At 70.1% G+C, this 14,141-nt stretch carries 14 protein-coding genes; 10 read left to right on the top strand and 4 right to left on the bottom strand.

Annotation, left to right across the window (positions count from 1 at the left end; translation table 11 throughout):
* Positions 1-11: 11 nt before the first annotated feature.
* Complete coding sequence (locus RZE77_RS14895; protein ID WP_319438143.1) at positions 12-1,526, bottom strand: helicase HerA-like domain-containing protein; 1,515 nt, start codon at positions 1,524-1,526, stop codon at positions 12-14.
* A gap of 101 nt (positions 1,527-1,627) precedes the next feature.
* Here RZE77_RS14895 and RZE77_RS14890 point away from each other — a divergent pair, with 101 nt between their 5' ends.
* The 10 genes from RZE77_RS14890 to fabG all read left to right on the top strand — a co-directional run bounded on the left by RZE77_RS14890 (position 1,628) and on the right by fabG (position 11,201).
* Positions 1,628-1,939, top strand: coding sequence for a phosphopantetheine-binding protein (locus tag RZE77_RS14890; protein ID WP_124959537.1), 312 nt, complete (start codon positions 1,628-1,630; stop codon positions 1,937-1,939).
* 3 nt (positions 1,940-1,942) lie between these two features.
* Positions 1,943-2,587 (top strand): COG4648 family protein, encoded by a 645-nt coding sequence (locus tag RZE77_RS14885; RefSeq protein ID WP_319438142.1) that lies wholly within the window; start codon positions 1,943-1,945, stop codon positions 2,585-2,587.
* An 81-nt stretch (positions 2,588-2,668) separates the two neighbouring features.
* Complete coding sequence (locus tag RZE77_RS14880) at positions 2,669-4,378, top strand: ApeI family dehydratase (RefSeq protein ID WP_319438141.1); 1,710 nt, start codon at positions 2,669-2,671, stop codon at positions 4,376-4,378.
* Positions 4,378-5,376, top strand: a complete 999-nt coding sequence (locus tag RZE77_RS14875) for an acyl-CoA synthetase (RefSeq protein WP_319438140.1) — start codon at positions 4,378-4,380, stop codon at positions 5,374-5,376. Before RZE77_RS14880 ends, RZE77_RS14875 begins: the two co-directional genes overlap by 1 nt.
* Complete coding sequence (locus tag RZE77_RS14870; RefSeq protein ID WP_319438139.1) at positions 5,348-5,986, top strand: LolA-related protein; 639 nt, start codon at positions 5,348-5,350, stop codon at positions 5,984-5,986. Before RZE77_RS14875 ends, RZE77_RS14870 begins: the two co-directional genes overlap by 29 nt.
* A complete protein-coding gene (locus RZE77_RS14865; protein WP_319438138.1) occupies positions 5,983-8,388 on the top strand; it encodes an MMPL family transporter in 2,406 nt (801 codons plus the stop codon). Before RZE77_RS14870 ends, RZE77_RS14865 begins: the two co-directional genes overlap by 4 nt.
* A complete protein-coding gene (locus tag RZE77_RS14860; protein WP_319438137.1) occupies positions 8,388-9,230 on the top strand; it encodes a polysaccharide deacetylase family protein in 843 nt (280 codons plus the stop codon). The genes RZE77_RS14865 and RZE77_RS14860 overlap by 1 nt, the downstream gene beginning before the upstream one ends.
* Positions 9,227-10,003 (top strand): class I SAM-dependent methyltransferase, encoded by a 777-nt coding sequence (locus RZE77_RS14855; RefSeq protein ID WP_319438136.1) that lies wholly within the window; start codon positions 9,227-9,229, stop codon positions 10,001-10,003. Before RZE77_RS14860 ends, RZE77_RS14855 begins: the two co-directional genes overlap by 4 nt.
* On the top strand, positions 10,000-10,473 hold the full coding sequence (locus RZE77_RS14850; protein WP_319438135.1) for a hotdog family protein: 474 nt from the start codon (positions 10,000-10,002) through the stop codon (positions 10,471-10,473). Before RZE77_RS14855 ends, RZE77_RS14850 begins: the two co-directional genes overlap by 4 nt.
* A complete protein-coding gene (gene fabG, locus RZE77_RS14845; protein WP_319438134.1) occupies positions 10,470-11,201 on the top strand; it encodes a 3-oxoacyl-ACP reductase FabG in 732 nt (243 codons plus the stop codon). Before RZE77_RS14850 ends, fabG begins: the two co-directional genes overlap by 4 nt.
* 331 nt (positions 11,202-11,532) lie before the next feature.
* Here the strand turns inward: fabG and RZE77_RS14840 are convergent, their stop codons facing one another.
* The 3 genes from RZE77_RS14840 to RZE77_RS14830 are packed head-to-tail and all read right to left on the bottom strand — an operon-like array spanning position 11,533 to position 14,141.
* Positions 11,533-12,309, bottom strand: a complete 777-nt coding sequence (locus tag RZE77_RS14840; protein WP_319438133.1) for a glycosyltransferase family 2 protein — start codon at positions 12,307-12,309, stop codon at positions 11,533-11,535.
* Positions 12,276-13,079, bottom strand: a complete 804-nt coding sequence (locus RZE77_RS14835) for a lysophospholipid acyltransferase family protein (protein ID WP_319438132.1) — start codon at positions 13,077-13,079, stop codon at positions 12,276-12,278. Before RZE77_RS14835 ends, RZE77_RS14840 begins: the two co-directional genes overlap by 34 nt.
* A gap of 30 nt (positions 13,080-13,109) precedes the next feature.
* A complete protein-coding gene (locus RZE77_RS14830; RefSeq protein WP_319438131.1) occupies positions 13,110-14,141 on the bottom strand; it encodes a chorismate transformation FkbO/Hyg5 family protein in 1,032 nt (343 codons plus the stop codon).

The raw sequence follows: 14,141 nt of genomic DNA, 5'->3' as shown, positions 1-14,141 counted from the left end.
CCAAGGCTGGCTCAGCGCTTCTTGGCGCCGAAGATGCCGCCCAGCACGCCGCGCAGGATTTCCTTGCCGACCGAAGTGCCCATGGTCCGCACCGCCGACTTGGCCATGGTCTGCACCAGGCCGTCGCGCTTGCCGCCGCGCGTGCCGGTGCTGCCGAAGAGCAGGTCGTTCAGCATGCTGCTGCCTTCGGACGCTTCGGCCGCACCCTTGCCGCCGCCTGCCGTCTTGGCCGGCGGCGCATCGGGTGCGGTTTCGGCCCGGCCCTTGAGTTTTTCGTAGGCCGATTCGCGGTCCACGGTCTTCTCGTACACGCCGGCGACGAGCGAATTGGCAATGACCGCCTGGCGCTGCGCGGCCGTGACGGGGCCGATCTGGCTGCCGGGCGGCACCACGAACACGCGTTCGGTCACACTCGGGCGGCCCTTGGCGTCGAGAAAACTCACCAGCGCCTCGCCCACCGCAAGCTCGGTGATGGCGGTTTCGATGTCCAGGCCCGGTTTCTGGCGCATGGTGGTGGCCGTGGCCTTGACGGCCTTCTGGTCGCGCGGGGTGAAGGCGCGCAGCGCATGCTGGACGCGGTTGCCCAGCTGGGCCAGCACCGAATCCGGAATGTCCAGCGGGTTCTGCGTGACGAAGTACACACCCACGCCCTTGGAGCGCACCAGCCGCACCACGAGCTCGATGCGCTCGACCAGCGCCTTGGGCGCCTCGTTGAACAGCAGGTGGGCCTCGTCGAAGAAGAAGGCGAGCTTGGGCTGCTCGGGGTCGCCGATCTCGGGCAGTTGTTCGAACAGCTCCGACAGCATCCAGAGCAGGAAGGTGGCGTAGAGCCGCGGCGAGTTCATGAGCTTGTCGGCCGCCAGGATGTTGACCACGCCCTTGCCGCCCACGGTTTGCATGAAGTCGGCGATGTTGAGCATCGGCTCGCCGAAGAACTTGTCGCCGCCCTGGGTCTCGATCTGCAGCAGGCCGCGCTGGATGGCGCCCACGCTGGCGGCGCTGATGTTGCCGTACTCGGTGGTGAACTGGCTCCCGTTCTCGCCCACGTACTGCAGCATGGCGCGCAGGTCCTTCAGGTCGAGCAGCAGCAGGCCGTTGTCGTCGGCGATCTTGAACACCAGGTTCAGCACGCCGGCCTGCGTTTCGTTCACGTCGAGCATGCGGCCCAGCAGCAGGGGGCCCATGTCGGAGACGGTGGCGCGCACCGGATGGCCCTGTTCGCCGAACACGTCCCACAGGGTGACGGGGCAGGCCTGCGATTCGGGCAGTTCGATGCCCCGTTCCTTCAGCGTGGCCGCCATTTTTTCGCCGATGCTGCCTTTCTGGCTCATGCCGGTCAGGTCGCCCTTGACGTCGGCCATGAACACGGGAACGCCGATGCCCGAGAGCTTTTCGGCCATGGTCTGCAGGGTGACCGTCTTGCCGGTGCCGGTGGCGCCGGTGATCAGGCCGTGGCGGTTGGCCAGGCTGGGCAGCAGGGCGCACTCGATGGGGTCGTGGCGCGCGATCAGAAGGGGGTCGGCCATGAAGGGCTCCGGGTCGTATCGAAGCGGGCAGTCTAATCAAGCTGCCCTCCTATAATCCACGGCCCCCGAGGTAGTTACGGAAAAAGTTTCAGGAGGTTTTTTTGTCATCGACTGCTCAGCCCCCCATTCCCGCCGCCGGCGATTCATCTGAACAGTCGCCGATTGAAAAAGAGTTGGCCGTCCTGCTGGTGAACGCGCTCAATCTCGAAGTCGCGCCCGAAGACATCGTGCCCACCGATCCGCTGTACGGCGAAGGCCTGGGCCTCGATTCCATCGACATCCTCGAAGTCGCGCTCGAAGTGTCCCGGCGCTACGGCTTCCAGCTGCGTTCGGACGACGAGCGCAACCAGCAGATCTTCCAGTCGCTGCGCACGCTCGCGACCCACGTCGCCCAGCATCGCAGCGCTTCCTGATCCATGTCTCGATGGCGACTGGCGCTCCTGCTGCTGGTGGGAGTGGCCTATGCCGGTCTCTCTCACTGGATGATGCTGTTCCACCCCACCGAGCCGTGGGCCGTGGTGGTGCTGCTCGGTCCGCTCTGGCTGGCCGCCATGGGGTTTGCCGCGAGCAAGTTCGGCCGCTGGGGTTTCGCTGCGGCCCTGCTGCTGGGCATCGGGGGCTTTGCGCTCGTGTTCCTGGGTGAGGCGGGCGACACCAACCGGCTCTATGTGTTTCAGCACGTCGCCATCAACGGCCTCCTGTGCGGCTGGTTCGGCGCCTCGCTGCGCGGGCCCGGCCTGCCGCTGATCACCCAGTTCGCGCAGCGCGTGCATCCGCTCAAGGGCCAGATGCTGGCCTACACGACAACGCTCACGCGCATCTGGACCGTGTACTTCGCGCTGGTGGTGGTGTCGTCGATCGTGGTGTACCTGACGCTGCCTTTTTCGGCCTGGTCATTGCTCGCGAACGTGCTGACGCCGCTGTCGGTCACGCTTCTTTTCGTGGGCGAGCACCTGGTGCGCTACCGGCTGCATCCCGAGTTCGAGCGCACGCGGCTCATCGATGCGGTGCGCGCCTTCCAGGGCGCATCGCCCGTCGACCACGGCAGCGGCAGCCGTTGAAGCAGGGGGCAACCGCATGAGCACCTGCCCGGCCGTTCCGAAGGGGGCTCGCACCGCAGTGCGAAGCACGGAGGTTACTCAATGAGCGCCGATACCCGCCTGCTGCCGCTGATCGCCAACCGGGACCTCGATGCACCGCTGGCCTGGCGCGCCGGCGTGCCCGTGAGCACGCGCCAGTTCCTGGCCGACGTGGCCCGCTTTGCGCCGCTGCTGCCGGCTGAAGGCAAGGCCGTCAATCTTTGCGTCGACCGCTATGCGTTTGCGGTCGGCCTGGCGGCGGCGCTGGTGCGCGGCCACGCGAGCTTGCTGCCGCCCGATGCGCGGCCCGACACGCTCGCGCGCCTGCTCGAATCCGGCGGCTCGAACCTGTTCGCGCTGACCGATGACGCCGCACTCGCCACGCCCGGCATGCCGCGCGTGCTGGTCGAATACCGGGGCGGCTCCGAAGACGGCGCCGATCTCGAGATTCCGGCCATCGACGGCGGCATGCACGCGGTGAGCCTGCTGACCTCCGGCTCCACCGGCGCGCCGCAGCCGCATGCCAAGCGCTGGGACACGCTGGTCGGCGACGTCGCGGTGGCCGTGGAGCGGCTTTCCAGCCTGCTCGGCCTGCCATCGCTCGCAGGCCTGACGCTGGTTGCGACCGTGCCGGTGCAGCACAGCTACGGGCTGGAATCGTCGGCGCTGCTGGCCATGCTCGGCGGCGCCGCATTCGACAGCGGGCGGCCGTTCTTTCCGGCCGACGTGGCCAGGACGCTGGCCTCGGTGCCGCGCCCGCGCGCGCTGGTCACCACGCCTTTCCACCTGAAGACGCTGCTGCTCTCGGGCATCGAACTGCCGCCGGTCGACCTGGTGCTTTCCGCCACCGCGCCGCTGTCGCCGCAGCTCGCGGCCCAGGCCGAGCAGGCGCTCGGCGGCGTGCTGATCGAGATCTACGGCAGCACCGAGTCCGGCCAGGTCGCCACCCGCCGCACCACGCACAGCGAGGTCTGGGAGAACTTCGGCGAGATCCGCGTTCATGCGGAACCAGGCGAGGGCGACGGTCCCGAGCGCTTCATCTTCAGCGGCGACTTCCTGCCCGAGCCCACGCCCATGGCCGACGTGCTCGAACTGCTCGACGCGCGCCGCTTCCGGCTGCTGGGCCGCGCCAACGACCTGATCCACGTCGCGGGCCGGCGCAGTTCGCTCGCGCACCTGAACTACCACCTCAACAGCATCGCGGGCGTCGAGGACGGCGCGTTCTGGCTGCCCGACGAAGTGGCCGACGGCGTGGTGCGTCCCGTGGCCTTCGTGGTGGCGCCCACGCTCTCGGCCGGCCAGATCGTCGCCGCGCTGCGGCAGCGGCTGGAGCCGGTGTTCGTGCCGCGCCGCGTGGTGCAGGTGAAGGCCTTTCCGCGCGAAGGCACCGGCAAGCTCACGGCGCGCGCGCTGCGCGAATTCGCGCTCGCGCAGCTGGCGGAAGACGACACGCCGGTGCAGCTGGCCCATGCGGTGCCCGTCGACCATCCGGCGTTCGCGGGCCACTTCCCGGGCCAGCCGCTGCTGCCGGGCGCGCTGGTGTTGGCCGAGGTCATGGAAGCCGTGCAGCGCGTGCCGGCGCTGGTCGCCCGGCTGGGCACCCATCCCACGCTCGCAGCCGCCAAGTTCCTGGCGCCCGTGCGGCCGGGCAGTATGCTCTCCATCGAGCTGCAGCCCGAGTCCGGCGCCGCGCGCGGCGTGCGCTTCGACGTGCGCTGCGACGGCGTGCTGGCTGTCACCGGCCGCTGGGCCGCCGTGCCAGAGTCTGCGTGATGGATCACACCGACGCCGAGACGCGCGCCGTGAAAGACGCGGCGCAGGCAGGCCAGCGCGGCGACTGGGCGCACACCCCCGAGCGCAGCAACATGCTGGCGTTGCGCTTCATCTGCCTGATGGCGCTGGTGTGCGGACGCCATGTCACGCGCCTGCTGCTGCCGCCGATCAGCCTGTACTTCCTGCTGTTCGCACCCGCGCCGCGGCGCCACATCAAGCGCTACCTGTTCAGGGCCATCGGCCCGCACGCCGGCTGGCTCGACGGCTACCGCCTGCTGCACGCCTTTGCCTCGACGGTGCTCGACCGCGTGTACTTCCTGCGCGGCCGCATGGACCTGTTCGACGTCAGGGTCGAAGGCAACCAGGCGCTGGAAGCCGAGGCGCTGAAAGGGCGCGGCGCCTTCCTGCTCGGCGCACACGTCGGCAGCTTCGAGGCCATGGGCGCCTGCAAGCACAAGAGCCCGCACCAGCACGAGCTGCGGCTGGCGATGCTGATGTACCCCGACAACGCCCAGCGCATCACGGCCATCCTCAACGCCATCAGCCTGCCCGGGCTGCGGCCGCACGTGATCGCGCTGGGCCGCCCGCATTCGATGCTCGCGCTGCGCGACTGGCTCGACGGCGGCGGCCTTGGCGGCATGCTGGTCGACCGCACCCTGCCGGGCAGCGAGGATCAGCCCGCACAGCAGCGCGGCAACAACATCGTGCTGCCGTTCCTCGGCCATCCGGCAAGCTTCAACGACGGCCCGTTCCGCCTGGCAGCGCTGTTGCGGCGCAAGGTGTTCTTCATGGCCGGCCTTTACGGCGGCGGTGCGCGCTACGATGTCCGCTTCGACCTGCTGGCCGACTTCAGCGAGCGGGCGTCCGACCCCGCCGAGCGGGAACGCCGCATCCGCGCGGCGGTCGAAGCCTACGTGGCGCGCCTGGATGCCCTGTGCCGCGCGTATCCCTACAACTGGTTCAACTTTCATGATTTCTGGCTCGAAGATTCGGTTTGACTGGCTTTGCAGGAGCCTGCTGCTGGCACTGGCCTGCTGCGCCGCGCCGGCCTGGGCCTTCGACCTGCCCGAGCTGATGGGGCTGCTTGCCAAGCAGAAGAGCGGCGAGGCCCGCTTCACCGAGCAGCGCTTCGTGCACGGCCTCGAAGGCCCGCTCGATGCCCGCGGCACGCTGAGCTTCGATGCGCCCGACAAGCTGGTGCGGCGCACGCTGTCGCCGCGCGTGGAGACCATGGCGGTCGAAGGCAACACGCTGACGCTTTCGCGCGGCGGACGCAACCGCACCCTGACGCTCGACAGCATGCCCGAGCTGCTCGGCCTGGTCGAAGCCATGCGCGGCACGCTGACCGGCGACGGCGCCACGCTGCAGCGCTATTTCCGCAGCACGGTGAGCGGCTCGGCCGCCAGCTGGACGCTCGATCTTCTGCCGGCCGACAGCCGGCTCGCGGCGCAGGTGCGCAGCATCCGCATCAGCGGCCGCGCCAGCGAAGTGCTGGGCCTCGAAATGGAGTTCGTCGGCGGCGACCGCTCGGTGATGAACATCACGCCCGAGCGCCCGGGCGCCGCACCCACCGCGCCTTCGGGCGCTGCCGGGCGCACCACGCCGTGAGGGCGCGCGAGACCGGCGAGGGCGGCCCGCCGAGCTGGCAGCGCCGGGCGCTGGTGCTGCTGGTCTGGGCGCTGGTCCTGCTCGGCGGCGCGCTGCAGATCGCGCGCACGCAGTTCAGCGCAGACCTTTCCGCTTTCCTGCCCAAGAGCCCCGACGTGCGGCAGCAGGTGCTCATCGAGCAGCTGCAAAGCGGCGTGGCGTCGCGCACGCTGATGCTCGGCATCGAGGGCGGCGCGAGTGCCGAGCAGCGCGCGGCCGTGTCGCGCGCGGTGGCCAAGTCCATGCGCGAGAGCCGTCTCTTCGACCTGATCCAGAACGGCGACACCGGCGACTGGAGCGAGGCCGGCACCTGGGTCTTCGAGCACCGCTACCAGCTTTCGCCGGGTGTCCGGCCCGAGCAGTTCACCGCCGAAGGCCTGCGCGACGCGATCTACGAAACGCTGTCGATGCTGGGCACGCCGGCCGGCAACGTGATCAAGCCCTTGCTCGACCGCGATCCCACCGGCGAAACCCAGCGCATTGCCGTGGAGCTCACGCCGGCCAGTGCACCGCGCAGCGAAGACGGCGTCTGGATGTCGCGCAGCGCGCCGCGAGCGCTCATGATCGCCACCACGCGCGCCGCGGGCAGCGATCTCGACGCCCAGGCGCAGGCCATCGCAAGCGTGCATGCGGCCTTCGATGCCGCCACGCGCGGCATGGCCGAGGCCACCCGGCCGAAGCTGCTGCTGAGCGGCCCGCCCGTGTTCTCGGTGCTGAGCCGCGACAAGATCAAGACCGAAGCGATCCACCTCGCGATCGTGGGCGGCATCGTGATGGGCGGCCTGCTGCTGCTGGCCTTTGCGTCGCCGCGCGCGCTGGTCATCGCGTTCCTGCCCGTGGCCACCGGCGTGGTGGTGGGGACCGCGGCGGTCAGCGTGGTGTTCGGCTCGGTGCACGGCATGACGCTGGGCTTCGGCAGCACGCTGATCGGCGAGACCGTCGACTACGCCATCTACTACCTGATCCAGGCGCGCGGCGCGGCCGTGGCCGGCACCGGCTGGGCACGCTGGCGCGACGTGCACTGGCCCACCGTGCGGCTCGGCCTGCTGACCTCGGTGTGCGGCTTCGCGGCGCTGGTGTTCTCGGGCTTTCCGGGCCTGGCGCAGCTGGGCGTGTTCTCCATCGCCGGGCTCGTGGCCGCGGCGCTGGCCACGCGCTACGCATTGCCGATGCTCGCGCCCGATGGCGCCACCGGCATGGGCATGCGCAGGTACATGGCGCACGCGGCCGGCGTGCTCGTGCGCGGCCTGCCGTGGCTGCGCTGGGTGCTGGCCGGGCTCGGCGTGGCTGCGCTGGTGCTGGTCATCTGGCAGGGCGGGCATTTGTGGCGCGCCGACCTCGGCGCCATGAGCCCGGTGCCCAAGTCGGCCCAGCAGCTCGACGAGATGCTGCGCGCCGACATCGGCACCGGCGACGGCAGCACGCTGGTCGTGGTCTACGGCGCCGATGAAGAAACCGCACTGCGCAACACCGAGGCCGCCACCGCGCGGCTCGAGGCCCTGGTCGACAAGGGCGAACTTGGCGGCTTCGAGGCCGTGACGCGCGTGCTGCCGAGCATCGAGACCCAGGCGGCCCGGCTCGCCAGCCTGCCCGACGGCGAAACGCTGCGCACCCGGCTGGCCGAGGCCACGCAGGGCTCGCCGCTGCCGGCCGCGCGCCTCGGGCCGTTCCTGGCCGATGTCGAAGCCGCGCGCAAGCTCGCGCCCGTGCGGCGCGCCGACCTGGCCGGCGGCCCGCTCGGCTCGGTGGTCAACACGCTCATGTACCAGCGCCCGGGCGGCGGCTGGTCGACGCTGGTGGTGCTGCACCCCGGAGCGAAGTTCGATGCGCGCCGGCTCGAAGCGGCGCTGGCGGGCGTGCCCGAGGTGCAGGTGGTCGACGTGGGCCGCGAACTCGCGGGGCTCTATCAGCGATATCTGCACGAGGCCTTCGTGCAGGTGCTGCTCGGCGCGCTGGCCGTGGTGCTGCTGCTGGGCATCTACCTGCGCTCGGGCCGGCGCCTGCTCGCGGTGTGCCAGCCGCTGGTCTTCGCTGTGGTGCTCACGCTGGGCGGCATGGCCGTGCTCCAGGTGCCGCTGGGCATCCTGCACCTGGTGGGGCTGCTGCTGATCGTGGCGGTGGGCTCCAACTACGCGCTGTTCTTCGACCAGCTGCGCGTGGCCGGGCGGGCCGACGAGGACACGCTGGCGTCGCTGATGCTGGCCAACCTGACCACGGTGGTGTCCTTCGGGCTGATCGCGATCTCGGACATTCCGGCGCTGTCGTCGATCGGCCGCGTGGTGGCGCCCGGCGCCTTGCTGGCGCTGCTGCTGTCGGCCGCGTTCGCGCGCCGCGTGGCGCCAACGCCGCCCGCGCGCGGCTGATGGGAAAATCCCGCGCCATGCCGTCCGCCTCCGCTGCTCCGTCCGAATCCTGGCCCTGGCCGCTCGCCATTCGCGCCAGCGCGGCCTGGCACGTGGCGGCCATCGGCGCCGGCGCCATGGTGCCGGGCGCCATGCCCTGGGCCATCGGCGCCATTGCGCTGAACCACGCGTTGATCACCGGTGCCGGGCTCACGCCGCGCAGCAGCCTGCTGGGCCCCAACGTCACGCGCCTGCCCGAGGCGGCCGCTGGCCGGCGCCAGGTCGCCATCACCATCGACGACGGGCCCGACCCCGAGGTCACGCCCCGCGTGCTCGACCTGCTCGATGCGCACGGCCAGCGCGCCACCTTCTTCTGCATTGCCGAGCGCGTGCTGGCCCACCCGGCGCTGGCGCGCGAGATCGTGGCGCGGGGCCACAGCGTCCAGAACCACACCGCGCAGCACCGGCACAATTTTTCGTTCCTCGGTCCCCAGGGCTTTGCGAGCGAGATCGCGCGCGCGCAGGACATCCTGGCCGATGCCACCGGCCAGCGCCCGACCTGCTTCCGCGCGCCGGCGGGCCTGCGCAACCCGTTCCTCGAGCCGGTGCTGCACCGGCTCGGCCTGTCGCTCGTGAGCTGGACGCGCCGCGGCTTCGACACGCGCGAAGGCGATCCTGCCAAGGTCATGGCGCGCCTGGACCGCAAGTTGCAGGCGCGCGACATCCTGCTTCTGCACGACGGCAACGCCGCGCGCACCCCTTTGGGAAACCCTGTATTGCTGGAGGTACTGCCCTTGCTTTTCGAACGCCTGCGCGCCGAACGCCTGCACGCCGTCACCTTGCCGGAAGGCCTCGAATCATGAGCGCGGTGCTGCCTTCTTCTTCGTCTTCATCCACCGATGCCGCGTGGCGCGAGCTTCACGAGGCCGCCACCGTTCCCTACAAGAAGGGCGGCAGCTTTGCCTGGCATTTCGCGCGCGGCAAGCTGGGGCGCGATCCGGTGTTTCGCGGACTGCTCGAACGCGGACTGATCGATGCGGCGCACCGCCGCGTGGTCGACATCGGCTGCGGGCAGGGGCTCTTCGCGAGCCTGCTCGCGTCGATGAGCCGCATGCAGGCCCAGGGCCGCTGGCCCGCATCCTGGAAGCCCACGCCGCCAGCCGCCGACTACACGGGCATCGAGCTGATGCCCAAGGACGTGGCGCGCGCCGAGGCTTCCATCGGCCATCTGCAGCCGGCACCGCGGCTGGTCTGCGCCGACATGTGCTCGGCAGCGCTGCCGCCGTGCGACCTGGTCGTGATTCTCGATGTGCTGCACTACGTGGACATCGAAGCACAGGACGGCGTCCTGCGGCGTGTGCACGATGCGCTTCGGCGCGGCGGCAATGCGAACGCCCGGCTGCTGCTGCGCGTGGGCGATGCATCGAGCAAGCGCGGCTTCGCCATCAGCCAGTGGGTCGACCGCACCGTGACGCGCATCCGCGGCCACAAGGTGTCGCCCACCTGGGGCCGCCCGCTGTCCGAGTGGATGGCGGTGCTGCAGCGGCTGGGATTTCGCGTGCAGAGCATCCCGATGAGCGAAGGCACGCCCTTTGCCAACGTGCTGCTGGTGGCCGACCTGGAGCCCCCCGCATGACGACGGCCCCGCAGACGCTCGACCGCGCCGGCATTGCCGAGCGCATTCCGCACAGCGGCAGCATGTGCCTGCTCGACCGGCTCGAGCGCTGGGATGCCGAGTCCATCGATTGCAGCACCCGTACGCATGCGCAGCCCGGCAACCCCTTGCGAACGGCGGGTGGCCTGCTCGCACCCAACGCCATCGAGTACGCGGCGCAAGCCATGGCGCTGCACGGCGGCTTGCTGGCTGCCGAGGGAAGCACGCCGTCGGCCGGCTTCCTCGCAAGCGCGCGCAACGTGCGCCTGTCGGTGGCGCGGCTCGACGACATCGACGGCGCGCTGCGGGTGCACGCGCAGCGGCTGTCGGGCGACACCAACCAGATCCTCTACGAATTCGCGGTGAACGACAGCAGCGGCCGCGTGCTGGCCGAAGGCCGCGCGGTGGTGGTGCTGAACACGCCGCTGGCAACCGGAGCCCACGCACCATGACTCTCGAAGGAAAACGCGCGCTGATCACCGGCGCCAGCGGTGCCCTGGGCGCCGCCATGGCCGAGCGCCTGGCGCGCGACGGCGCCACGGTGCTGCTGCACGCCAACTCGCGCCCCGAAGCGGTGGCGCAGCTGGCAGCCACCATCGCGGCCGCGGGCGGCAAGGCCGAGTGCCACGTGTTCGACCTGCGCAGCGACGAGGCCTGCCGCGTGGCCTGCGAGCGCATGCTCGAAGGCGGCCCGGTCCAGATCGTCGTCAACAACGCGGGCGTGCATGACGACGCCGTGCTGCCCGGCATGCGCGCCGACCAGTGGCACAAGGTCATCGACGTCTCGCTCAACGGATTCTTCCGCGTGACGCAGCCCTTGCTGCTGCCGATGATGCGCACGCGCTGGGGTCGCGTGCTCAATATTTCGTCCGTCTCGGCGCTGACCGGCAACCGCGGGCAGGTCAACTACGCCGCCGCCAAGGGTGCGCTCAACAGCGCGACCAAGGCGCTGTCGCTCGAAGTGGCCTCGCGCGGCGTCACGGTCAACGCCATCGCGCCCGGCATCATCGCCTCGCCCATGGCCGATGCCGCCTTCGACCCCGCCATGGTCAACCAGATGGTGCCGATGAAGCGCGCCGGAACGCCGCAGGAAGTGGCGGCGCTGGCGTCATTCCTCGCCAGCGACGAGGCGGCCTACATCACGGGGCAGGTGATTTCGATCAATGGCGGAATGATCTGAGTTTGACTGCCGGGACAGCACCGCCATTGGTCTCCCCGCTTCGAGGCCGCATTGCGTCTTGCTCCCTCTCCCTCCGGGAGAGGGCTGGGGTGAGGGCAGCGGCATCAACGTCACAGCAAGTGCCCGGCAGGCGGTGTGGTGCGGGCGGCCCCTCTGTGCCGCCGAGGAGCGCAGCGTTTCGCGGATCAGGGCTCGCAGCTGTTTGAGCCGCAGGCGAGTTCTGCGAGACCCCGCGAAACGCGAGCACCGCAGGGCAGCCGCGAAGCGGCCGGCATAGTGGGGCCGACCGCGCCGCACCGCTTGCCGGGCACTCCCCAACAACGAGCAAACGCTATTTCTGAAACGGCGCAATCCCGCGCAGCTTGCGAAAAACCAGCCCTGGCAGCCGCACCACGAACTCGACCATCAACCGCGCGTGCATCCACGTCAGCAGCACGTTGTCGCGTCCATAGCGAAAGTGCGAAACCCCGCCTTCCTCGGCAGTCAGGTACTTCACCGGCGCGTCGATGTTCACTGGCTTGACGCCGCGCCAGGCCAGCCGCACGACGGCCTCGGTGTCGAAGTCGAAGCGACGCATCCATGGCTGCCGCGCCATCACGGCGATCAGGTCGGCCACCGGGTACACGCGGAATCCGTAGAGCGAATCGCCGACGCCGGCAAACAGGGTCTCGAGCTGGGTCCAGCCATTGGACACGCGCCGCCCGCGCACGCGCAGCAGCGGGGCGGAGGCATCGAACACCGGGCGGCCCAGCACCATGGTCTCGGGCCGTGCCTGCGATGCCTTCATGAACGAGGGAATCAGGTCGGCCGGATGCTGGCCATCTGAATCCATGGTCAGTGCGTGCGTGAAGCCGGCCTCGCGCGCCGCGCGCAGGCCGTGCAGCACGGCCGCGCCCTTGCCCTGGTTCTGCGGCAGCAGCCAGACCCGCAGGCCCGGGTCGCTGGCGGCCATCTGCTGCAGGCGCTCGCCAGTGCCGTCGGTGCTGCCGTCCACCACCACCCATACCGGGTTCCACTGCGCGCGCGCCGCTTCGACCGTGGAGAACAGGCGTTCGCCCGTGTTGTAGCTGGGGATCAGGACAAGGTGTGTGCGCGAGGCGTCTGGCATGCGGGGGACGCGTCGGTTGCGCGCTGTTCCATGTGTTGGCGAAAGTATTGTTCCAAGTCCGATTGCAGCACGTGGCTGTCCTGCATGGGCGCGAAGCGCTGGCCCAGCCGGAGCCTGAAGACGATGGGCAGCGGCGGCACGCGCCACAGCGGCCAGCCCTTGCTGAGGTAGGGCGAGTCGGTCTCGATGAACACGGTCTGGATCGGAGCCTGCGCGAGCTTGGCGATCAGCGTCACGCCGGGGCCGAAGGGGTTGAGCGGCGGCGTCACGGTGCGCGTGCCTTCCGGAAAGATCACCAACTGGCCGCCGTTGCGCAAGTCGGCCACCGCCAGGCGCACCATGGTGCGGGCCGATTCGTTGCTGATGTAGCGCGCCAGCCGCGCCCCTGCGCCCAGAAAGATGTTGCGCAGCAGGTCGGCCTTCATGATGCAGGCGCTGCGCGGCAGCCGCGCCACCAGCAGCAGGGCGTCGAGCATGGTCGGGTGGTTGGCGACGAAGATCACGCCCGGCTCATTGCGCATCGGGTCGAGGCAGCTGGCGTCGATGCGCATCATCCCGGTCACCGAGGCCAGGCCCCAGAACATGCGGTAGGCGAAGGCGATGGTCAGGCGGCCCAGCGTGCGCGCGGGCGCCTCGGGCATCACCGGGTAGAGCAGCATCGCGACCAGGTTCCAGGCCAGCGAAATCAGCCCCAGGAACAGCAGCAGCGCGTAGAGCATCAACGCGAGCGGAATGGCCGTGAGAATGCGCAGCACGCGGGTCATCGACATGGGGTCGCCGGTCCGATCGATCGCGCCGGGTCAGGCCCGCAGGCGACCCGGGGCGACGGCGTGGGCTTCGATCTCGACCAGCAGGTCGCTGCGGCAGATGTCCGCTTCCAGGTAGACCGCGTGGCGGATCATCGGCGCGTCGGCGCCGAGCGCGCTTTCGAGCACGCCGCGCACCTTGTCGGTATCCCCCGGATGCCGCACATAGACCACGCAGTCGAGCATGGCCAGCGCGAAGCGGGCCGTGGCCTGGCCGTTGGCGGCCGCGATCACGGCTTCGAGGTTTCGCAGCGTTTCGCGCGTCTGCTCCAGCACGTCGCCATGGTGCACGGTTTCATGGCCCACGATGCTCGCGGTGCCCGATATGAAAAGCGCCACCTCGCCATTGCCGATCTCGGCGAGCGCGGCACGCGAGAAGGTGGGCGAGCGCGGGCCGTAGGTTTCGGGGTAGCGGTAGGCCGAGACCTGGCGCGGATTCTCGACCGGCATGGGCGCGGTCTGGCCGGCCAGGAAGCGGATCGACAGCGCACCCTGGTGGATGCCCAGCGCACATGCCGCGGGCGCGCCCTCGAAGGCGGCGCGGCCGGCCTCGAAGAAGGCTTCCTGGCGCCCCAGGTTGAACTGGCGATACCGCTCCAGCCCGCCGCCATCGGCATTGATCTGCGGCAGGTAGTTCCAGATGCGCAGCAGGTGCGGCGTGCCCGCCTGGTCGAGGGTCTTGAACAGGTCGCGGTAGGCGCGATGCGAGAGCTCGGCAAGGTCCTGCTTCTCGACCGATTCGTCGAGGTCGATGGCGCCGAGCAGCCAGTGTCCGTCGCTGCGCCAGCGGGCGATGCCGGTGGTGCTCGATGCAACCCGCCCGCCGCTCACGTGCCACACGTCGGCCATGGCGCCTTGTCCGGAAAGAACGCGCGCATTGACGGTCGGCATCCATGCCAGTTCACGCGGCGTGCCGTAGCCGAGCGCCGCGAAAGGCACACGCCCGTCGGCGGCCAGCGCAAGGCTGGCGGGCAGCGAAAGGCGCTCGACGCGCAAAGAGGAAGAGTTTTCGCCCTGGACTCGCAC

The sequence above is a fragment of the Variovorax sp. SPNA7 genome, assembly GCF_033807855.1.
Lineage (GTDB): Bacteria > Pseudomonadota > Gammaproteobacteria > Burkholderiales > Burkholderiaceae_C > Variovorax > Variovorax beijingensis.
This window is presented reverse-complemented; position numbering and strand designations above follow the sequence as displayed.